The organism is Mycobacterium sp. (assembly GCF_035506235.1).
In the GTDB taxonomy this organism is placed as follows: Bacteria; Actinomycetota; Actinomycetes; order Mycobacteriales; family Mycobacteriaceae; genus Mycobacterium.
The window spans coordinates 1-19,606 of record NZ_DATJPU010000264.1; the positions used below are offsets into that span (position 1 = coordinate 1).

Genomic DNA, 19,606 nt, shown 5'->3' on the forward strand with positions numbered 1-19,606 from the left:
GTCACGGCCGATCTGCGGCACCATCCGGCCGACGAGCACCGCCGCGCCTCGGGTGTGGCCCTCGTCGACGTGGCGCACTGGGCGAGCGAATTCCCCTGGTGCGAGCAGGCCGCCGACGTGCTGCGGTCGCGTTTCGGGTCGTCGCTGCCCGTGCGCGTGTGCACCATCCGCACCGACCCTTGGGATCTGGGTTGCGACGACGGGGGAGGACGGCCATGAAAGCCGAGGTTTCACAGCAACTTTCGCTGCTCGAATTGTCGAAGCTGGATGCGGAGCTGTCGCGCATCGCGCACCGGGCCACCCATCTGCCGCAGCAAGAGGCCGTCGATCGAATCCGGACCGAGTGCAACGCCGCCGGCGACCGGCTGGGCGCGCTGCGGATCGCCCTCGAGGACCTGGACGCCCAGGTGGCGCGATTCGAGGCGGAGATCGAGGCGGTGCGGCAGCGCGAAGACCGGGACCGCTCGCTGCTCAAATCGGGTGCCACGGATGCCAAGCAACTGTCGGACCTACAGCACGAGCTGGAGACCCTGCTGCGGCGCCAAACCAGCCTGGAGGATTCCCTGCTGGAGGTGATGGAGCGCCGCGAGGAGCTGCAGGCCCAGCTGGCCTCCGAGGAGGGCGCGGTCGAGGCGCTGCAGTCCGAGCTGGCCGACGCCCAGCGGGCCCTCGACGCCGCGGTCGCCGAGATCGACGAGGCCCGCCAGGCCCATTCGTCGCGGCGCGACACGCTGTCCGCGGCGCTGGATCCCGCCCTGTCCGCCCTCTACGAGCGCCAGCGCGCCAGCGGAGGGCCGGGTGCCGGCCCACTGCTCGGGCATCGGTGCGGGGCGTGCCGGATCGAGATCGGCCGCGGCGAGCTGTCCCGCATTTCGGCCGCTCCCGAGGACGAGCTGGTGCGTTGCCCGGAATGCGGCGCAATCCTGTTGCGGGTCAAGGGATTCGAGAAGTGAAGGTCGTCATCGAAGCCGATGGCGGATCGCGCGGCAACCCCGGGCCGGCCGGGTACGGCGCGGTGGTGCGCAGCGCGGACGGCTCCACGGTGCTGGCCGAGGCCAAGCAGGCCATCGGCATCGCGACCAACAACGTCGCCGAATACCGGGGGCTGATAGCGGGTTTGGACGACGCCCTGCGGGCGGGCGCCACCGAGGCAGAGGTCTTCCTGGATTCCAAGCTGCTGGTCGAGCAGATGTCCGGGCGGTGGAAGGTCAAGCATCCCGACCTCGTCAAACTCCACGCCCAAGCCCGCGACCTGGCATCGCGTTTCGACCGGATCGGCTACCGGTGGATTCCGCGAGACCGAAACTCGCACGCCGATCGGTTGGCCAACGAGGCGATGGACGCCGCGGCCCGCGCTGATGTCGAGAACTCCGATCCGCCGGTCGCCGAGCCAGCGAAAACCGCAGCGGCCGAGGCCAAGACGTCGCCCGGATGGACCGGCGCGCGCGGCTCCCCGACCCGGCTGCTGTTGCTGCGGCACGGGCAGACCGAGTTGTCGGCGCAGCGCCGCTACTCCGGGCGCGGCAATCCGGCGCTGACCGACGCCGGGCGGCAGCAGGCCGGGGCCGCGGCGCGCTACATGGCGCAGCGGGGCGGGATCGCCGCGGTGATCTCGTCACCCCTGCAGCGCGCCTACGACACCGCGGCGACCGCCGCCAAGGCGCTGGGGCTGGACGTGACCGTCGACGAGGACTTGATCGAGACCGATTTCGGGGCTTGGGAGGGATTGACGTTCGCCGAAGCGGCGGAGCGCGATCCGGAACTTCATCGCCGCTGGCTGCGTGACACCGGCACCACGCCGCCGGGCGGTGAAAGCTTCGACGCGGTGCTCGATCGGGTGCTCAGGGCGCGCGAACGGGTCATCGCCGCGCACCAAGGCGCGACTGTGCTGGTGGTATCGCACGTGACCCCGATCAAGATGCTGCTGCGGCTGGCGCTGGACGCCGGACCGGGGATTCTGTACCGGCTGCACCTTGACCTGGCATCGTTGAGCATCGCAGAGTTTTACTTGGATGGGGCCTCGTCGGTGCGGCTGGTGAACCAGACGGCCTATCTGTAGGCGGGCACAAGGGGGCGATCGATGCAGCCGTCTCGGCGACCCGACGAAGCCGTTCCCGCGGACATCCGGGAGCGGGTGATGCCGGCAGTGATCGACGAATTGGCCCGCTGGGGGGTCGAGCGGTTCAGCGTCGAGGCCATGGCGGAGCGCCACCGCCTCGATGCGGCGATGATCTACCGGTACTGGGGCGATCGACAGCGACTCATCGTTGATGCGGCCATCGCCGACGTCGAGACGGTGAGTTCGGTGGCGGACACGGGCTCACTGCGCGGAGACCTCTTTGCGTTGTCCCGGGCCTTGACCGATCGGCTCAATACCGACGTTGGCCGCACCATGGTGCGGGCGGTGATGATGGACCGCCCTGGACACCACGACGAAGAAACCCGGGCGATATTCTGGGCGGCGCGCTTCAACGTGGTGCGAGCGGTCGTGGATCGGGCCAGGGAGCGCGGCGAGTTGCGCGACGGCGTGAACACACTGGCGGCGGTGCTGGTCGTGCTGGCGCCGCTGAACATTCGTGCCATCTTCTCCGATGAGCCCATTGACGACGGGTACTGCGCGGCCATTGCCGACATGGCATGGCATGCGCTCGTCCGCAAATAGCGCCGCGCTCAAGCCGCGGTGAACTCGACCGGCAGCGCCGCCGGCGAGCGGAACGCCACGCCGACCACGTGCGGTGCCGGTGCGGTCGGGTCGAGCCGCAGGTCCGCCAGCCGGTCGAGAAGCGCGTTGATCGCCACCGTTCCCTCCATCCGCGCCAGGTGCATGCCCAGGCACAGGTGCGGGCCGCCGCCGAAGGTCAGGTGGGCGATGTTCTTGCGGGTGGGGTCGAAGCGGTCCGGGTCCGGGTAGCGCGCCGGGTCGCGATTGGCGGCCGCGACGCTGACGCTGACGTTGGTGCCCGCCGGGATCGCGACCCCGCCGAGCTTGCCGTCGCGCACCGCCCGTCGCACCACCGTGGTGATCGGCGGCTCCCAGCGCAACGCCTCCTCGAAGGCGCCGCGCAGCAGGCCGCGGTCGGACCGCAGCGCGTCGAGCAGCGCCGGCTCGGTGAGCAGGGCGACCAGCAGGTTGCCCGACGCGCGATAAGTCGTCTCGACGCCGGCGGGCAGGATCAGCAGCAAGAACGCGAAGATCTCGTCGTCGGTCAGGCGCGCGCCGTCGATCTGCGACTCCGCCAGCGTGCTGATCAGATCGTCCTGCGGACGACGCCGCCGTTGCGCCAGTATCTCCGCGAGGTAGGCCTTCAGCTCCGCGGATGCCGCGATGCCGCGGTCCCAGTCGTAGACCACGTTGAGCAACTCGATCGACAGCCGCTGGAAGCGCGGGTAATCCTGCCGCGGCAGGCCCATGATCCGCGCGATGACCTGGACCGGAAACGCGAAGGTGAACTCGCGGGCCAGCTCGGCTCGTCCGCGCGGCGCGAACCGGTCGATGAGCTCGTGGACGACCACCTCGACCAGTTCGGCGCGCCAGCGCTCGAGCAGCGCCGTGCGGAACGACGGCGACACCAGCGCACGGCTGGCGCGATGCTCGGCACCCTCGAGTTCGAGCAGGGTGCGGCCCATGACCGGGCCCATGATCTGGTCGTAGATCGACGACGAAAAGGCGTCGGGGTGGGTGAGCACGGTCTGGCACTCGTCGTACCCGAGCACCGTCACCCCGAGGTCGCCGACCTGCCCGGCGCTGACCTCGGTGAAGGGATTTCCCACCATCACCCGCTGGCGGGCCCGCGCCTCGCGCAGCCGCTCGTGCACGTTCTCGACCTGCATGAGCAGCCCGCCCTGCAGGTCGGACGGGTCGAACTCCCCGGTCGCGGGGTTCACGAAACCGAGACCGTCTCGGTGTCCCGGCCCGACCGCAGCACGGAGCCGGGCAGGGCGCCGGTGGCGGCACCGTCACGGCACACCTCGACACCGCCGACCAGCACCGAAGTGATCCCTACGGCGTCGGCGACCAACCGGGGCGCGCCCGACGGCAGGTCGTAGCGCGTGCGCTCCGGGCCGTGGTCGACGGTGGCCGGGTCGAACAGGACGAGGTCGGCGTGCCAGCCGGGCCGGATCCGGCCGCGTTCGGTCAGCCCGTAGAACCGCGCCGGCACGTCGGTGATCAGCCGGACGGCTTCCTCGAGCGTCACGACCTGGTGCTCGCGGACGCCCCTGCTCAGCAGCGCTGTCGTGTAGACCGCGCCGCACATCATGTCGAGGTGCGCGCCCGCGTCCGATCCGCCGATCACCGCGCCCGGGTGCCGCCACACCTCCGCGCGCATTTTCCAGTCGGCGGCGTCGTCGCCGTTCAGCGGCGGGGACGCGCCGGTGCGCAGCTCGTCGGCGATCACGACGTCCAGCAGCGTGTCGAAGGGCTCGCCACCCCGCGCGGCGGCGACCTCGCCGACGCTGCGGCCCGTCGCGTCGGCGTTCTCGGGGGCGAACGTCTCGACGATGACCAGCCGGTCCCATTGCGCCAGACCGCGCAGCATGCCCGCCTCCTTCGAGGCGGCGCCCTCGGCGAGGCGTCGGCGCACGTCCGGATCGGCGAGGGCCTTCAGTCGCTCGGGCACGGGCAGGTGCATCGTGTCGCGCCAGCCCGGCAGCCCGTCGAGCACGAAGCCGGACAAAAACGACAACCGGATCTTCATGGCCTGCGGCAGCGTGAGCGCCACCACCCGGCCCCCGCGCTGCGCGGAGGCTTCGTAGGCGCGCAGCTGCCGCTCATGCCCGGCGGGGTTGGCCGCCGAGACGCCCAAGAGGTTCCAGTTCAGCGGCCGGCCGGCGGCCACGGACATGTCGGTGAGCAGGGCGATGTCCTCGTCGGTGAAGCCCGACAGGCAACCGGCGATGATCGCCTCGAGCGTGGTGCCGGGATGGTCGCGGAGAGCGCCCGCCAACGTCACCAGTTCTTCCTTCGATGCGCTGCGGGACGGCACCGGCTGGCCGGATCCGTCGTTGTGGGTCGGCGACTGGCTCGTTGACAGCCCGAGCGCACCGGCGCCCAGCGCATCGTGCAGCACCGCGAGCATCTTTTCGAGGTGTTCCGGGGTGGCCTCGCCGCCGACGGCGTCGCCGCCCATCGCGGCCAGCCGCAACGCCGAATGACCCACCAGGAAGCCGGCATTGACGGCGATGCGGTTTTCAAGGCGGTTCAGCCAGTCAGCGAACGACGCCCAGCCCCAGTCGAGGCCGGCGCGCAGCGCGTCGAGCGGCATCCCCTCCACCCGCGCCAGCATCCGGGTGAGGTAGTCGTGCTGCTCGGAGGCCGCGGGCGCCAGCGTGAAGCCACAGTTGCCGCCGAAGACCGTGGTGACGCCGTGTTGCACCGACGGGCTCGCGGTCGGGTCCCAGAACAGCTGCGCGTCGTAATGGGTGTGCAGGTCGACGAAGCCCGGTGCCAGCGTTTGACCCTGGGCCTCAATCGTTTTCGAGGCGGGGTCGTCGACGCGGCCGACCGCGACGATCCGTCCGTCGCTGACGCCGACGTCGCCGTGACGGGCGGGCGCGCCGGTGCCGTCGACGATCTCGGCGTCGCGGATGAGCAGGTCGAGCATGAGGCCTCCTACGCCCTTTACTATCCAGTGGCCGAAGTGGCCAGCCACCCCTTGTCCGGCAGCGGGTGGCGGAACAGCTGAGCCGCGTTGCGGTGGGTGATCCGGGCCGCATCCTCCGCCGGCAGGCCGGCGACGTTGCGCGCCACCACCTTTTGGGTGTCGGGCCAGGTCGAGTCGGCGTGCGGGTAGTCGCTTTCGACGAGGATGCGGTCGGCCCCGATCGCGTCGAGCGCGTCGAACGCGTGCGGGTCGTCGATCGAGCAGAACCAGAAGTTGCGCCGCAGCACCTCGCTGGGCAGCAGGTCGCTCTTCCACGCGCCGCCCTCGTGGCCCGAAGCGGAGTGCGCCAGAACGTAATCGGCGCGGTCGCCGAGCATGGCCGCCCAGCCCAGCCCGCCCTCGGCCAGCGTGATGTTCAGCTTCGGATACCGCACCGGGACGCCCGACCACAGCATGTCGGCGCAGGCCACCAGGCCGTTCGCCGGGAACAGGGTGGTGATGGTCTCAAATGGCGTGTCCGGGGCGGGGATTGGCGCCCACTGCGCCGAACCGGTGTGCAGGCATACCACCGTGGCGGTCTCCTCGCAGGCGGCGAAGAACGGCTCCCACGCGCCGCTGTGCAGGCTCGGGAGTCCGCATTGGGCGGGCAGCTCGGGAAAGCTCACCGCCTTGAAGCCGCGCGCGGCGTTGCGGCGTATCTCGTCGGGGGCCAGCTGCGGGTCGGCGAGCCAGGGTAGCTGCAGCGGGATGATCCGGTCCGGGTAGCTGCCGGCCCACACCTCGAGGTGCCAGTCGTTCCAGGCGCGCAGCGTGGCCAGCCCCAGTTCCAGGTCGTCGCTCTTCCAGAAAACGGTCCCGGCAAACCCGGCGATCAGGGACGGGAAGTTGACCGATGCCCAGATGCCGGCGAGGTCCATGTCGTCGATCCGCGCATCGATATCCCAACAGCCGGGCCGCATTTCGTCGAACCGGGCGGCCTCCATGCTCCATTCCTCGCGGGGCCGGCCGATCACCGCGTTGAGGCCGATGTTGGGGTACTCGCGGCCCTCGTAGCGCCACACCTGCCGGCCGTCCTCGGTCTCGACGACCTTTGGGGCCCGTTCGGCCAGCGCGGCGGGAAGCCGCCCCACGAACATGTCGGGCGGCTCGATGACGTGGTCGTCGACCGAGATCACGACGTGCTGTCGCTGCCGGGGGTCAGGGTCTGGCAGCAGCGCCATACGTGACGACTATCGTCGGTTTTCCGGCCGTGTCAATCCCTTTTAGCGCTATCTATGCAATCAATGCAAAGATCGCCGTAGGCCGCCCCATCTTCGTCTCGGGTCGCATCTGCAACATTGGTCCCAGCCCGGGAGGCACCCCACCTTTTGCCCACCTTCGAGCGACAACTTGTCGGAGGTGGGCGGCGTAGGCACCACGGATCGCCGCCGCCCTCCCAAAAGCATTGCCCGCCAAGCGTATCGAGGTTGTCGCTATCAGGCGGACAAAGACTTTGCCTACGGCAGCCTCCGAGATCGCTACCGCGAGATCGCTACCAGGCTAGGATTTCTGGGCCACGTGAAGTGCGCTGAGGCGATGCCATGACGCGGGCTACTCCTGCCAGGTCGGGGTCAAATTCGATCGGCAGCGTGACCGGTCCGCTGATGCCGGTGAGCGGCTTCCACGGGGCGGGGCCGGTGCGGCGCGCGTTGGGCATGCGCCGCGTCATGACCACCAGGGCTTCGGCGAGCTCGAGTCGAGCCAGGTTCGCGCCGAGGCAGTAGTGCAAGCCCGCCCCGAACGTCTGCATCGCCGGCGCTCCTCTGCGCGTGATGTCCAGGCGGTGGGGGTCGTCGAAGACGGCGGGGTCGCGGTTCGCCGCGGCGGTGTTGGCGATTACCAGGGTGCCGGCGGGGATCATGACCCCGTCGATTTGGACGTCCTCGCGGGCGGTGCGGAGCGTGCCGGCTGCGATCGGTGAGTGCCGCATCGTCTCTTCGACCGCGTTGGCGGCGAGCTCCGGATGCTCGGCCAGCAAGGCCCATTGGTCGGGGTGGTCGACCAGCACGTGCACCGAGGCGGCCAGCTGGTTGCGGGTGGTGTCGGTGCCGGCCATCAGCAACCCCGCCGCGAGCATCCGCAGGTCGTCGGCGCTGAGGCGATCGCCGTCGTCCTCGGCGCGGATCAGCTCGGAGATCAGGTCGTCGGTCAGCCCGTGCCGCCGCTGGGCGACCATATCGTCGATGTAGGCGTCGAGTTCCTCCCACGCAGCCAAGATGGCCCGTTCATGGGCGGCGACGTCCCAGCTGAAGGCCTTGAAGATGTCGTCGGTCCAGTCCGAGAACAGCTTCCAATCCTCGGCCGGGGCGCCCAAGAGTGCGCAGATGATCGGGATCGGGAATTGGCGGGCGATGTCGGTGACCACCTCGCAGCCCCCCGTCGCGCTGTGGCGATCCACCAGTTCGGTGATCACCTGGATGATCGTCGAGCGCAGCCGCGCGGTGGCTCGCGGTGTGAAGGCTTTGGACACCAGTCGGCGCAGCCGGTGGTGCTCGGGACCGTCGAGACTGATCAGGTTCGTCGCGACCCGCTCCCACAGTGGGCCACTGGTGATGCCCTGGGAGGCGAGGAACATGCCTTGCGGCAGGCGGAATCGTGGGTCACGCAGCACGGTTCGCACCAATTCATAGGTCAGCAGCTCCGGCCCGTGCGGCCCGATCGCAATGGGCGCCCGGCATCGCGCCCCGTCGATGATGTCGTGGGCCTCGTCGGGGCTCTGGCAATGCTCATAGTCAACGGTCGGTAACCCGGCAGCAAAGACGCTCGGGCAGTTCGGCGCGTCGATCGCGATGGTCATGGTGGTCTCCCGAGGCCGTCCGTGAAGCACTTCCTCACCAAGTCTTGGTGGCCCGGCCCCGCATCACATGCGTAGACGACTACCTCACTTCCGGTACCCGTGCTTGGCCTCGACCTGCCTGCTCCCGGCACGACGATCGGAGAAAACGCGACCATAACAGCCTCAATATTCGTGAAGAGAACCCGGCGATATACGGATATTGCTGGTCAGCGGTGACACGATGCTGAGGTGGACAACGACGGCGATGGTAGCGGTGCACCGACCGCCCCGGGCCTCTCCTGTAGGTCGTGCGGAACGGTACGAGAGATCATGGCCGATCCCGTTGACCGCGGAGTCATGGTGGTGCAGCGCTACGGCGGCACGGTGGACAAGTTCACCGGCGACGGCATCATGGCCGTGTTCGGTGCGCCGGTGGCGTTGGAGGACCACGCCATTCGTCCCTGGATGGCGGCCATGGGCCTTCAGCGAGCGGCGCAGCGGCTTGCTGTCGACATCCGAAATCTTGACCACGTAAGCCTGCGATTGAGGGTGGGCCTCAATTCGGGCCAGGTGATAGCCGGTGAGCTCGGTTCGGGGCCAAAGGGATACACGGCAATCGGTGGCCAAGTTGGCATGGCTCAACGGATGGAGGCGGTGGCACCACCGGATGGGGTGATGCTGAGCGATTCGACGGCCAAGTTGGTGGGAAACGTCGCCGTCCTCGTCGAACCCGAACGAGTTCAGATCAAAGGTGGGAAGAAGCTGATCGGTGCCGGGCGCTCATGGGGACTCGCGACCGTCAGCGGGATCCTCGACGAGGCGATGCGATGAAGGCAACCAAGCACCAGCAGAAAGGAATCCCAGCGATGATCAGGACGCGTGCCGAAGCTGCGCAGTACGTCAAGGATGCCGGAGGCCTCAAGCTGGTCGTTTTCAGAGCCGATGGGCACGAGGTCGCGGCGATGTTCGTGCAGGGATCGGTGACATACGACCAGGAGGAAGCGACCTTCATCGCCGTTGCTGAGGACGGCCACACGGTCGGCGAACTGTTCGTGGACGAAACCGTCGGTTACGACGAGAGCACGGACTCCTTTGTCATACGTACCGCGCGATAGGCGCCGGGCAAGGCGCGACGTCCTAGCATCGCTCTATGAGAAGGACATTCGTCGTTACGCTCGCGTTCGGGTTGATCGTCGCGCTGTTCGGTCTGATCTGGGCACTCCAGGGATTCGGAGTGCTTGGTGGTAGCCCGATGAGCAACACCACGACCTGGTCCATCGTCGGTCCGATCACGGTGCTGATCGGCATCGCGATCGCGGTATTCAGCTGGCGAAAGCTCTCGTCGAAGTAATGCTTCATGCCTCCACCACGGTGAAGTCGACCGTGTGGCAGCCGGTGGCGCCGTCTGGCACGGGACCGGCCCGGTCCGCCGTTTGGGTGGCTCCGGTGTTGTCGGTGGCGCGCACGGTGATGGTGTGTTTCCCAGGGCTTTTCGCCTGCCAGGGAAAGCTCCACAACCGCCACGTCTCATTGGAATAGCTCGCGCCCTGCTGGGCGGGCTGCCACCCGCCATCGTCGATGAGGACTTCCACCGCGCGCACGCCGCGATTCTGTGCCCATGCGACACCGCCGAACACCACGGGCCCCGTCGGCACCCTCTGGCCGCCTTTCGGTACGTCGATTCGCGACTGCGTCTTGATGGGCGCCCGCGGTGCCCAGCCCTGCCGCGTCCAGTACGCCTGTGCTCGGTCGAAGCGGGTCAGCTCCAGATCGACGACCCACTTGGTGGCCGACACGTACCCGTACAGCCCGGGTACCACGAGCCGGGCCGGGTAGCCGTGCTCGATCGGCAGCGGCTGACCGTTGAGGCCGAGGGCCAGAATCGCGTCGCGGCCGTCGGTGAGCGCATGCACCGGCGTGCCGGCGGTGAACCCGTCGGTCGACGTCGAGAGCATCATGTCGGCATCCGGGTGCACCGCGGCCACCGCCAGCAGATCGGCCAGCCGGTAGCCCGTCCAGATACCTGTCGAAATCAGCTCGCCCCCAACGGGATTCGACACGCAGGTCAACGTCGTCACCGTTTCGACGACGTCGAAGCGGGCGAGGTCGTCGAAGCCGTAGGTGGCTTCGTGGTCCACCATGCCGTGAATGCGCAGCCGCCAGTCGCGGTGGCCGAGTTGGGGAACAACCAGTGCGGTGTCTACCCGGTAAAAGTCTGCGCTGGGGGTGATAAAACTTGGCAGCGCAAGGCCTTTCGGTTGCACATCAGCGGGTATTGGCGGCGACGATGCTCGCGGCCGGGGAAGCGTGACGTTGTTGCGGTCGGCGGCCACCGAATGCACCAACCGCGTGACGACCGCGCCTGCCACGCCGGTCACCACTCCGAATCCCAGCAATCCCAACGTGACCAACCTGCGCCTGCCGGCGTCAGGCTCGTCGTGGTCGGCCCCGCCTTCCGGGTCTTCCGGGCCCGGCAGGAACCGGCGGGTGAGCAAGCGAAGGGTCGCCACGCCGCAGGCGGCACCCGCGATGGTGGGGATCGTGTCGAGTGCCGTCGCACCCTGCCGCGACAGGACCGCAACGCACCCGAGCACGCCCGCCGCGCCGATCGCGGAGCTGCCAAGCGGGCGGCGCCGAGTCTCGAGGGTTCCGGCGATGGCGGCGATCGTAGCGATCGCCACGAGCACCACGACGGCCACGAAGAGTTTGTCCAGAGAGCCGAGGGTCTGAATCCCCCACTCTTTGACCGGTGCCGGTGTCAGGTCGACGGCCACCGAGCCGATGGCGGCAAGGGCATCGGCCTGTGCACCGAACGGGATGCCCACGAGCTGGGCTACCCCGAGCGAGACGGACGCGGCCGCGACCCCGGCGAGCATCCGCTCATTGGACGGGGCGACGACCATCGAACCACTGTACCCGCGTTCGCCGGCCAAGCCTTGGGGCCGTTGTCATTTCACGCAGGGAATGCCGTCGGCGGCCATGCGGGTGAGGTCGGTGGGTGCCGGTTCTTGCGTGCCGGTACCGGTGGCCGGCACCGTGGTGACGGGGGCCGCGGACGTCGTGGTCGGCGACGCCGACGTCTGACTGAGGCTGTCGAACCTGGAGTAGTCGGTCCCGACGGTCAATCGCACCGTGTTGCGGGCCACGGTGTCGGATGCGACGGCGGTGATGCCGAACTCATCGCCGAGCTCGTCGGCGGCCGCTTTCGCGCCGGGCCCGTAGGCGATGGTGCTCGTTCGGCTCGTGGAGTCGGCGGTGCTGACGTTGCCCTTACTGAAGCGCCCTGTCGCCAAGGACGTTTCGAGCTGCGCGGCCTCGCCTTCCCGGCCCGAGGCGTTGACCACGTCGAGCGCGACGCCGCCCGCCCCCAGCTCGCCACCTTCGGCCGTTTCCGCGGACGTGCCGACGGTGCCGGTAGGGGGCGAATCGGTGCCCACCAGGTTGTGCACGATGGAGCGGATGGTGGACACGTCGATGAAGTTGACATCTTCTCCGTCGGAGATTTTGCCGAAATCCGTGACCGGCAGCGTGTAGAGCGCGACCGGCCTGTCGGGGAATGCCGACGCGTTGCGCACCAAGTCGTCCAAGTCGAAACCCGCGTCCACGGCGACGTTTTGCCTTGCGACGTCGAGTAGGGCGCGCAGCCGGCCGGGGGATGACAACGCCCCACCCCGGCGGAGCGCACTGACCACCGAGACGAGGAAGGCCTGCTGGCGGCGGCTGCGATCGAGGTCGGTGAACATCGCATCGTTGGCGTCGCGGCGCTGCCGCACGAACGCCATCGCCTGGACCGCACTGATCTGCTGGATGCCCTGATGAAAGTCCGCGCCCGAGTAGTAGCGATCCGCTGTGTCCTCGTTCAGGCACACCGTGATGGGTTCCACCACCCGGGCGATCTGAAAGAACCCACCCAGGGTGACCTCGATGAAATGGTCGATCGGGATTTGCAGCAGCCGCCTGACCGTGCCGATCTCGGCTTTGCGCCCCGCCTCCCGGGCCGACTGTTCTTTCGCCGCGGGGTCTTGGCCGTCGGTCGCGGAGGCATCGGATTCCATCACGCGCTGATAGGCGAAGCTGTAGGCCTGCTTGATCTTGCCGCGGCAATCCGAGCCCTGGCACCCGGCTAGCTCGACATAGTCGTCGCGGGGGATCGAGATCGCCGTCGCCGGGGCACCCCCGGCGGGCAGGTGCACCACCATCAGCGCGTCGGCATCGCCGTCGCCGGCATCCTCACCGCCCGCGTGCAGCGCGTCGTAGATGTCGGGCGGCAACGGCCGGCCGTGTTGGTCGCGCCGGCTGTCCAGCCCCATGATCAAAATGTTCTGATCGCTTCCGGTCGAGGCGGGTTCACCGGACAGCGCCTCGGACGTGGTGATGCCGGCCGATGCGGCGCGATAGGTGATCCATCCGATGCCGGTGACGGCAAGCACCACCACCGATATCAGCGCGGCGGGCACCTTGGCACCGAGCACAACCAGCCGGTGGCCGGTGAGGCGACGTCGGCGCTCGCCGCCCGCTCCATCTGTCATGACCAGCCGAGAATAGCCAGGTCACCATGGTTCAAGCCAGTGTTGGCCGAGGCCGGAACGTCGCCCGCCGCGGGCTCGGCCATCGGATCCCGCGTGCCAGTCGGCCGTGATCACCGTGCACGCCGACCCCCCCGGATCGCGAGCTGCACGGGTCGGCCTGGCAAACGAATGAGCGATTCTCGACCTTTGATGGTCGAAAGCGGGTAGCGTTTGTTTGCTGAAAAGGCAAAGCGAGCGCGTCGCACGAGGCAGCATGACGAGTAAAGTCAAGATCGTCGCCGGTTTCTCGATCTGTACTGTCCTCGTAACGGCTCTTGGCGCAGTTGCTGGTTTTGCTGCGCGCGCAGACAATTCAGGGACCGCGATATACGGCGGCATCAACCGGCTGCGCCAGACATGCGGGGTGATCGGCGACGACCCGCGTTTGAAAGTGGCGGCGCAGCGGCATGCCGACGACATGCTGAAGACCGGTGTGAACGGCCACGTCGGTTCGGACGGCTCGTCACCACAGGCGCGTATCACGGATGCGGGCTACACCAGGACCAGCAACACCGGTGAGATCGTGTACTGGGGCACCGGGTCCGCCGCAACTCCGGGCGCTGCGCTCGACGCGTGGATGGGGAGTCCCCCGCACCGAGGGATCATCCTCAACTGCGCATTCACCGCAGCCGGCTTCGCCACCGCCTGGGACGGCATCAAGATGACCGCCGTCGGGGACTTCGCGGGTCCGTGAAACTCACGCGGCCCAAAGCTGTTCGGATACGGCCACCTTCGCAATGCTTACGCCCCGCACGGCCGGCTATCCCGCTGATATTGGTCGATCGTCAACCAGTGTGCGTTCTGGGATTTCAGCGTAAGTCTGGGGTGCAGATTTCACGAATTTTCCGCCCGCATCGCACACCGAAAGCCGTCAGCGCACACCCAAAACCCTACTGCGGCACCGGGTGCCGGACGAACGTCCGCGGCTGGGTGAACGCGCGGATGCCGTCGACGCCGAGCTCGCGGCCGAGGCCGGACTGGCCGCAGCCGCCGAACGGCAGGCGCGGATCCTGGGCGGCCAGGCCGTGGCAGTTGACGCTGACCGTGCCGGCGACGAGCTCGCTGGTGATCCGGTCGGCCAGGGCGTCGTCACCGGTCCAGACCGACGCGGTGAGGCCGAATTCCGTTGCGTTGGCGGCGGTTACGGCGTCCTCGATGCTGTCGTAGCCGAAGATCGGCAGCACCGGGCCGAACTGCTCCTCGGTGGCCAGGCGCGAGTCGGCGGCCAGGTCGGTGACGACGGTCGGCAGCGCGAAGTAGCCACCCGAGTCGGCGTCCTCCGCGCGGATCCGCCCGCCGGTGCGCACGGTCGCGCCCCGGGCTTCGGCGTCGCCGACCAGCGCGGCGACCCGGTCGCGGCCGGCGGCGGTGTGCAGCGGGCCGAGCGTGGTCTCGTCGGCGAGGCCGTCGCCGATCACCTCCCGGTCGCAGCGCGCGAGAACCGCCTCGGCCAGCTCGCCGACCCGTCCCGCGGGCGCGTACAGCCGTTTGATCGCCATGCAGACCTGACCGCCGGTGGTGTAGGTCGCCGTCACCAGCCGCTCGACCAGTTCGTCGGTGACCTCGATGTCGGGGGCGATGATCGCGGCGTCGTTGCCGCCGAGTTCGAGCAGCACCGGGGTCAGCCGCGGCGCGGCGGCCGCCATGACGGCCCGCCCGGTGGCGACGCCGCCGGTCAGCGAGATGAGGTCGATGCCGGGGTGGGTGACCAGCGCCTGGGCCAGCTCGCTGCCGGGGCCGGCCAGCACGTTGACCACGCCCGGCGACAGCGCCGCGGCCAGCGCCCCGGCCAGCTGCAGCGCCGCCAGCGGACAGCTGGGCGGCACCTTGACGACGGCGGTGTTGCCCGCGGTGAGCGCCGACGCCAGCTTCGTCATCGTCAGCGCGAGCGGCCAGTTGAAGGGGAGCACCAGCGCGGCCACGCCGAACGGCTCCCGGTGCAGCCGAGGGTAGGGCGAGTTCGGGTCGACCTGCTCGGGCGCCACCGCCGCCTCGGCCATCGACCCGATCAGCGCGGCCAGCCCGGGGCCGGTGCTGATCTCGAAGTTGGCCTCGCTCAGCACCTTTCCGTGCTCGCGGGTGTACAGCCGCGCGCCGTCGCGGGCGGCCAGCTGCTCGGCGGCGGCGGCCGCCGCGGCCGTGAGAGCGGCGACCCGCTCGGCGACGCTCAGCGCCCGCCATCCGGGCGCCGCCCGCCTCGCCGCCGACACGGCGGCGTCGAGCTGGGCGGGGTCGGCGGCCGGGGCATGGCCGACGACCTCTGCCGGCCGCGCCGGGTTGTGCACGGCGTAGCTTCCGGCGGCGCCGGCCCGGGGCTCGCCGCCTATCGTCAACACCGGCTCGTCACCCGCCGTGTGGCTGTCCGGCGCGATCGTCGTTGATCCCGTCATGCCCGTCTCCCTTGACCCGGTGCGGTTGTCCAGCCATCGTAGGTCGCTATGACGTGCATCACAGTGTGGGCCCCATGAAAGCCATAGTGCTGCGCGAGGTCGGGCGGCCCACGGCGGTGGAGGAGGTCGCGCTGCGGCCCCTCGGCGACACCGAGGTGCGGGTACGCCTGCGCGCCAGCGGCGTGTGCCACAGCGACCTGTCGCTGCGCGACGGCTCCATACCGACGCTGCTGCCGTCGACGCTGGGGCATGAGGGCGCCGGGATCGTCGCCGAGGTGGGCGCCGGCGTCACCACGGTCGGTCCGGGCGACCACGTTGTGCTGACATGGAATGTGCCCTGCCGCTCCTGCCCGCATTGCCTGCGCGGCGAGGCTCAGCTGTGCGTGCACGGCTATGACCACGCCTACGGCGGCCCTTACGCCGAAAGCGCCGGCGGCCCGGTGTGGCCGGGCATGGGCGTCGGGTCGCTGGCCGAGGAGACGCTGCTGCCGGCCGCGGCGGTGGTGCCGGTCGACGAGTCGCTGCCGCTCGACCTCGCGGCGCTGCTGGGTTGCGGCGTCACCACCGGGGTCGGCGCGGTGATGCGCACCGCGGCCGTGCGGCCGGGGGAGAGCGTGCTCGTCATCGGCTGCGGCGGCGTGGGTTTGGCCGCCATCCAGGGGGCGCGGCTGGCAGGCGCGGCGCGGATCATCGCCGCCGACCGGGTGGCCGGCCAGCTTCCGGCCGCTGCGGCCAACGGGGCGACCGACACCGTCGACGCCGGCGAGGTCGACCTCGTCGCCGCGGTGCGCGACCTCACCGGCGGGGCCGGCGTCGATCACGGGATCGAGGTGGTGGGCAAGCCCGCCACGATGCGGTTGGCCTACGAGGCCACCCGCCGCGGCGGCAAGGTCACGTTGGTGGGCGCCGCCGGGATCGCGGAAGAGGTGACGTTCCCCGCCCTGTCGCTGATGGCCGACGGCAAGACGGTCCAGGGCAGCGTCTACGGCGCCAGCGACCCGGCGCGCGACATCCCGGTGCTCGCCGACCTCGCCCAGCGCGGCAAGCTCGACCTGGAAGCGTTGGTGACGCGGCGGATCGGCATCGACGACGTCGAGGCGGCGTTCACCGACATGACCGTGGGCCGGGGCGCGCGCAGCGTGGTCTGCTTCGCGTAGCGATTCAATTGCTCATGCGGACCGGAGTTGCCTGGCCGGGTTTGCCGCACCGACGCATTCGCAGTTCGAACCGTCATCTAACGGTCCGAGCGGTGTGCCTATGTGCCAAGAACGCAAAACCCATCGGGCAACTAGGTTTTGCTGAAAAGTAACCTGAGCCTTCGAGGCAAGGCGGTACTGTATTCAGCTACGCAACGGATTTTTCGGTAGCGGCGAGCTTAGGAGGGGCGGATCATGACGGAACACATCGACCTGTCGAAGGTTAGCGACGCAGAACTTGAGAACATCCACAACGATGTCCTGCGCAACCTTGCGACACGACTTAAGAACTTGGAGGACGAAGGAGGACCGACCCCGATTGGGCCTCATGACAAGCACAACAGCGTTCACGCCAAGAACACACTCCTCGCGGAAAAGGAAATCAAGCCCGAATGACGGACGAGCCGTCTCTGCAGAGCGCAGGACGCGCACACGTCAACCAGGCAGTACTCAAAGTCGCGCAGAGGTGCAACCTCGACTGCACCTATTGCTACGTGTACAACCGGGGGGACGAATCATGGCGGACGCGACCGGCATTCTTGTCGGAACGAATTTCGCGGCAGCTTGCTGCACGAATCAAAGCGCACTGTCAAAGCTACGGCGACAGCTCGTTCACAGTTGAAATCCACGGCGGGGAACCATTACTACTCGGTCGTGAGAGGATGCAGCGGTTAATCGACATTATCCGCGCAGGTGCCGAGCCTGTGAGGATATTCTTCACATTGCAGACAAACGGTACGCTGCTCGATTCCGACTGGTTGAACTTTTTCCAGCGCAATAACATCTCCTTCGGCGTCAGCGTCGATGGGCCGCCGGCGATCGCTGACCGTCATCGGATCATGCGGAAGACCGGCGCCGGCTCGACCGAACTTGTGCTTTCAAACCTGCGATATCTTCGATCCCTCGGCAAGCCTTTCGACGATACTTTCGGTGGTTGCCTGTGCGTGATCGATCCGTCTATGAACGGCGCCGAGCTTGTCGACTGGTTCGTGTCGCAAGAAATAATGGCGTTCGATCTTCTTCTCCCGGATGGCAATGTGGCGAATCCACCCGAGGGATGGATCGGCGTCGAACCATATCAGCGCTTTCTGCTTGAAGCCTTCGATAGGTGGTACACGATGCCGGCTCCGGCGCCATCGATACGTCTTTTCGAGTTGATGATGCAGGGGTTGATGGGCGCGCCGCCGCAAATCGACGGACTCGGCGGTGACCTGCGCGAACTGTGTGTCATCGAATCGGACGGGTCGATCGGTGCACACGACGTGCTGCGGATGTGCGGCGACCGATTCTCCCGCGACCCGATCAATATTTTCGACCATCCATTGGATCGCCACTCCGAGATCTACTCCATCGAACTGATACAGCAGCCTTGTGCGCAGTGCACGGATTGCCCCTATTTCGCCAGCTGCGGTGGCGGCTACCTGCCCCACAGATTTGACGGGCTGGACTTCAACAATCCTTCGCTGTATTGCGAAGCGATGTATTCCTTGTCCGAGGCGATGATGCGCGCACTGCGTAGGGACCTGCCGCTATCGGCTTGGGTTGAGGACCGGTCGGCGGAATCGGAGAGAACAGATGCTCACGCCTGAACTCAGGTGGGTCCGCGGATTCAGCCTTCTCGGCTATCCGACCGACCACCGGGTTCTCGATGTCATCGCGGGAACCTTCGGCCAGGTAGTGGCCCGCACGCTCATCCGGGAATTCGATCACGAACTTGACGAGCACGGCGCTGGTCTTGTTGGCTTCATCACCCATTGGTGTACAGCCGCGCCATCCTTCGAGACGGCCTGGGATTCGGCCTTCGGACGTGCTGAACTCGCCCTTTCGGGAAACGCCGGCCCCCCGGATGCGGCCATCCGGATGGCGCTGCGACTCACGGAGGCGGGCTACGATGGCAGCTGGCAAGCGCATCTGGCGCCAACGACCTTGCGACTGCAGCACCTGCTGCTAACCGGCGTCGAGGAGGTCGTTGCCCACAGCGTGGGCAAAGACCGACAGATAGCTGTGCGCCGTGGTCGTAATTGGGTCGAGTGCCGGTGGGACGACGCCACCGGTCTTTGGCACTCGTCCGACGCGCCGGTTGTGCCGACCTTTGGCATCGGTCGTGCCATCTGCCTGCTGAGCGCGGATTCAGCGCCGCCAGATGAATTACACGCGCCTGCTTTTGTGGATGACCTGCAACCGCTCGAAATTATCGGTAAGGACGTCATAGCGCTCTTTCAAGAGGGCTTGGAGCTCCTTGATGAGCTTGGCTATTCCCCCTGGGTTGAAAAGGTTCTTCGAGCTATCTTGGTGTCGGTCAAAATGCCACAGTTGCGCATCAGAAGCGGTAGCACCAACTCCCAGCCCGGTACTATTCATGTGTCATATCCAGCCTCGGTTTTCGATATAGCGGAAACCCTGATTCATGAGTGCGCTCATCAGTATTTCAACATAGTGAATTGGTTCGGAGATTTCGATGACGGCAGTGATACGAAACTGTATTGGTCAGCCGCCGCACAAAAATATCGAACGCTCGTCAGAATATTAATCGGATATCACGCTTTCGCCAATATTCTGCTGTTCTACGAAGCCCTGCAGGAGGCTGATATCGATGACGGGGGCTATGTCGAACAGAACCTGTCCGATATGCGGTCGAAGGTAGAGCATCTCGACGAGCCGCTCCGCGGGAACCCGGCCCTCACAGACCTCGGTCTGGCGATCTATACACCTCTGGCGGACAGACTGCAGTCGGCAATCTCATAGGTGGCCACGCACTCTAGGCCCGACTTGGCCCAGATTTGTGGGCATGTCAGTGGGGGTGTTGGTGCGGGCGTGGTGGTCGGCGTTGATGATCACGATCTGATGGCAGCGGGTAGCGCAAGCGAAATACTTTATGTCTCAACGTGTTTTCAGCGTCGATGCGGTGCTGCTCACCCAGCCTAGTTGTGGGTGGTGGGTGGTGGTTGGGGTTGGAAGGGTTCGTACCACCACCAGTCGGCGCGTTCGCCGGTGGGCCCGGGGCACGGCGGCACCGCGGGTGAGGGTTGGGTGG

The 19,606-nt window shown here is 67.7% G+C and carries 19 protein-coding genes and 1 pseudogene; 12 read left to right on the forward strand and 8 right to left on the reverse strand.

Features of this window, described 5'->3' with window-relative positions; genetic code table 11:
• From VMD50_RS24670 to VMD50_RS24685, 4 genes are all read left to right on the forward strand, one after another.
• A partial coding sequence (locus VMD50_RS24670) for a Nif3-like dinuclear metal center hexameric protein (protein ID WP_325431678.1) occupies positions 1–219 on the forward strand: 219 nt, incomplete at its 5' end.
• On the forward strand, positions 216–953 hold the full coding sequence (locus VMD50_RS24675; protein ID WP_325431681.1) for a zinc ribbon domain-containing protein: 738 nt from the start codon (positions 216–218) through the stop codon (positions 951–953). The genes VMD50_RS24670 and VMD50_RS24675, both read left to right, overlap by 4 nt.
• Positions 950–2,059, forward strand: a complete 1,110-nt coding sequence (locus VMD50_RS24680) for a bifunctional RNase H/acid phosphatase (RefSeq protein WP_325431683.1) — start codon at positions 950–952, stop codon at positions 2,057–2,059. The genes VMD50_RS24675 and VMD50_RS24680 overlap by 4 nt, the downstream gene beginning before the upstream one ends.
• Positions 2,060–2,137: 78 nt before the next feature.
• Entirely contained in the window at positions 2,138–2,662 is a 525-nt protein-coding gene (locus VMD50_RS24685) for a TetR-like C-terminal domain-containing protein (RefSeq protein WP_325431709.1), read from the forward strand.
• 8 nt (positions 2,663–2,670) lie between these two features.
• Here the strand turns inward: VMD50_RS24685 and VMD50_RS24690 are convergent, their stop codons facing one another.
• From VMD50_RS24690 to VMD50_RS24705, 4 genes are all read right to left on the reverse strand, one after another.
• Positions 2,671–3,885 carry a cytochrome P450 gene (locus VMD50_RS24690; protein ID WP_325431685.1) on the reverse strand — a complete coding sequence of 405 codons (1,215 nt, stop codon included), beginning with the start codon at positions 3,883–3,885 and terminating at the stop codon, positions 2,671–2,673.
• The gene (locus VMD50_RS24695; protein ID WP_325431687.1) at positions 3,882–5,603 is read right to left on the reverse strand and encodes an N-acyl-D-amino-acid deacylase family protein; all 1,722 of its coding nucleotides are present in this window, start codon (positions 5,601–5,603) and stop codon (positions 3,882–3,884) included. Before VMD50_RS24695 ends, VMD50_RS24690 begins: the two co-directional genes overlap by 4 nt.
• A 20-nt stretch (positions 5,604–5,623) precedes the next feature.
• Positions 5,624–6,823: an amidohydrolase family protein gene (locus VMD50_RS24700; protein ID WP_325431689.1), complete on the reverse strand. Its 1,200-nt coding sequence runs from the start codon at positions 6,821–6,823 to the stop codon at positions 5,624–5,626.
• Between the two features lie 311 nt (positions 6,824–7,134).
• Positions 7,135–8,439, reverse strand: a complete 1,305-nt coding sequence (locus tag VMD50_RS24705) for a cytochrome P450 (RefSeq protein ID WP_325431691.1) — start codon at positions 8,437–8,439, stop codon at positions 7,135–7,137.
• A 297-nt stretch (positions 8,440–8,736) separates the two neighbouring features.
• Between VMD50_RS24705 and VMD50_RS24710 the strand changes: the two are divergent.
• The 3 genes and pseudogenes from VMD50_RS24710 to VMD50_RS24720 all read left to right on the forward strand — a co-directional run.
• Positions 8,737–9,243: pseudogene (locus tag VMD50_RS24710) on the forward strand (adenylate/guanylate cyclase domain-containing protein); the annotation flags it as partial.
• A 2-nt stretch (positions 9,244–9,245) separates the two neighbouring features.
• The gene (locus tag VMD50_RS24715) at positions 9,246–9,533 is read left to right on the forward strand and encodes a hypothetical protein (protein WP_325431693.1); all 288 of its coding nucleotides are present in this window, start codon (positions 9,246–9,248) and stop codon (positions 9,531–9,533) included.
• Positions 9,534–9,568: 35 nt separating this feature from the next.
• A complete protein-coding gene (locus VMD50_RS24720; RefSeq protein ID WP_325431695.1) occupies positions 9,569–9,769 on the forward strand; it encodes a hypothetical protein in 201 nt (66 codons plus the stop codon).
• 4 nt (positions 9,770–9,773) lie between these two features.
• On the opposite strand, the gene VMD50_RS24725 is transcribed toward VMD50_RS24720, so the two are convergent.
• Together VMD50_RS24725 and VMD50_RS24730 are read right to left on the reverse strand one after the other, a co-directional pair.
• On the reverse strand, positions 9,774–11,321 hold the full coding sequence (locus VMD50_RS24725; protein ID WP_414686163.1) for a molybdopterin-dependent oxidoreductase: 1,548 nt from the start codon (positions 11,319–11,321) through the stop codon (positions 9,774–9,776).
• A gap of 45 nt (positions 11,322–11,366) precedes the next feature.
• Positions 11,367–12,947 carry an LCP family protein gene (locus VMD50_RS24730; protein ID WP_325431697.1) on the reverse strand — a complete coding sequence of 527 codons (1,581 nt, stop codon included), beginning with the start codon at positions 12,945–12,947 and terminating at the stop codon, positions 11,367–11,369.
• 253 nt (positions 12,948–13,200) lie between these two features.
• On the opposite strand from VMD50_RS24730, the gene VMD50_RS24735 reads away from it, so the two are divergent.
• Positions 13,201–13,680 (forward strand): CAP domain-containing protein, encoded by a 480-nt coding sequence (locus VMD50_RS24735; protein ID WP_325431713.1) that lies wholly within the window; start codon positions 13,201–13,203, stop codon positions 13,678–13,680.
• 196 nt (positions 13,681–13,876) lie between these two features.
• Here VMD50_RS24735 and VMD50_RS24740 read toward each other — a convergent pair whose 3' ends face one another.
• Positions 13,877–15,376, reverse strand: a complete 1,500-nt coding sequence (locus VMD50_RS24740; protein ID WP_325431699.1) for an aldehyde dehydrogenase family protein — start codon at positions 15,374–15,376, stop codon at positions 13,877–13,879.
• A gap of 74 nt (positions 15,377–15,450) precedes the next feature.
• Between VMD50_RS24740 and VMD50_RS24745 the strand changes: the two genes are divergently transcribed.
• The 4 genes from VMD50_RS24745 (at position 15,451) to VMD50_RS24760 (ending at position 19,317) form a co-directional block, all read left to right on the forward strand.
• The gene (locus VMD50_RS24745) at positions 15,451–16,533 is read left to right on the forward strand and encodes a Zn-dependent alcohol dehydrogenase (protein ID WP_325431701.1); all 1,083 of its coding nucleotides are present in this window, start codon (positions 15,451–15,453) and stop codon (positions 16,531–16,533) included.
• A 234-nt stretch (positions 16,534–16,767) separates the two neighbouring features.
• Positions 16,768–16,968, forward strand: a complete 201-nt coding sequence (locus VMD50_RS24750; RefSeq protein WP_325431703.1) for a hypothetical protein — start codon at positions 16,768–16,770, stop codon at positions 16,966–16,968.
• On the forward strand, positions 16,965–18,161 hold the full coding sequence (locus VMD50_RS24755; RefSeq protein ID WP_325431705.1) for a radical SAM protein: 1,197 nt from the start codon (positions 16,965–16,967) through the stop codon (positions 18,159–18,161). Before VMD50_RS24750 ends, VMD50_RS24755 begins: the two co-directional genes overlap by 4 nt.
• A complete protein-coding gene (locus VMD50_RS24760) occupies positions 18,148–19,317 on the forward strand; it encodes an aKG-HExxH-type peptide beta-hydroxylase (protein ID WP_325431707.1) in 1,170 nt (389 codons plus the stop codon). Before VMD50_RS24755 ends, VMD50_RS24760 begins: the two co-directional genes overlap by 14 nt.
• 176 nt (positions 19,318–19,493) lie before the next feature.
• Here VMD50_RS24760 and VMD50_RS24765 read toward each other — a convergent pair.
• The coding region (locus VMD50_RS24765; RefSeq protein WP_325431715.1) for a hypothetical protein at positions 19,494–19,606 on the reverse strand (113 nt) is incomplete at its 5' end.

Excerpts from the sequence above, each read along its gene's own strand:
- VMD50_RS24675 (WP_325431681.1), top strand. The coding sequence starts at position 216 with ATGAAAGCCGAGGTTTCACAGCAACTTTCGCTGCTCGAATTGTCGAAG.
- VMD50_RS24685 (WP_325431709.1), top strand. The coding sequence starts at position 2,138 with ATGCCGGCAGTGATCGACGAATTGGCCCGCTGGGGGGTCGAGCGGTTC.
- VMD50_RS24695 (WP_325431687.1), bottom strand. The coding sequence starts at position 5,603 with ATGCTCGACCTGCTCATCCGCGACGCCGAGATCGTCGACGGCACCGGC.
- VMD50_RS24700 (WP_325431689.1), bottom strand. The coding sequence starts at position 6,823 with ATGGCGCTGCTGCCAGACCCTGACCCCCGGCAGCGACAGCACGTCGTG.
- VMD50_RS24705 (WP_325431691.1), bottom strand. The coding sequence starts at position 8,439 with ATGACCATCGCGATCGACGCGCCGAACTGCCCGAGCGTCTTTGCTGCC.
- VMD50_RS24715 (WP_325431693.1), top strand. The coding sequence starts at position 9,246 with ATGAAGGCAACCAAGCACCAGCAGAAAGGAATCCCAGCGATGATCAGG.
- VMD50_RS24720 (WP_325431695.1), top strand. The coding sequence starts at position 9,569 with ATGAGAAGGACATTCGTCGTTACGCTCGCGTTCGGGTTGATCGTCGCG.
- VMD50_RS24725 (WP_414686163.1), bottom strand. The coding sequence starts at position 11,321 with ATGGTCGTCGCCCCGTCCAATGAGCGGATGCTCGCCGGGGTCGCGGCC.
- VMD50_RS24730 (WP_325431697.1), bottom strand. The coding sequence starts at position 12,947 with ATGACAGATGGAGCGGGCGGCGAGCGCCGACGTCGCCTCACCGGCCAC.
- VMD50_RS24735 (WP_325431713.1), top strand. The coding sequence starts at position 13,201 with ATGACGAGTAAAGTCAAGATCGTCGCCGGTTTCTCGATCTGTACTGTC.
- VMD50_RS24740 (WP_325431699.1), bottom strand. The coding sequence starts at position 15,376 with ATGACGGGATCAACGACGATCGCGCCGGACAGCCACACGGCGGGTGAC.
- VMD50_RS24745 (WP_325431701.1), top strand. The coding sequence starts at position 15,451 with ATGAAAGCCATAGTGCTGCGCGAGGTCGGGCGGCCCACGGCGGTGGAG.
- VMD50_RS24750 (WP_325431703.1), top strand. The coding sequence starts at position 16,768 with ATGACGGAACACATCGACCTGTCGAAGGTTAGCGACGCAGAACTTGAG.
- VMD50_RS24755 (WP_325431705.1), top strand. The coding sequence starts at position 16,965 with ATGACGGACGAGCCGTCTCTGCAGAGCGCAGGACGCGCACACGTCAAC.
- VMD50_RS24760 (WP_325431707.1), top strand. The coding sequence starts at position 18,148 with ATGCTCACGCCTGAACTCAGGTGGGTCCGCGGATTCAGCCTTCTCGGC.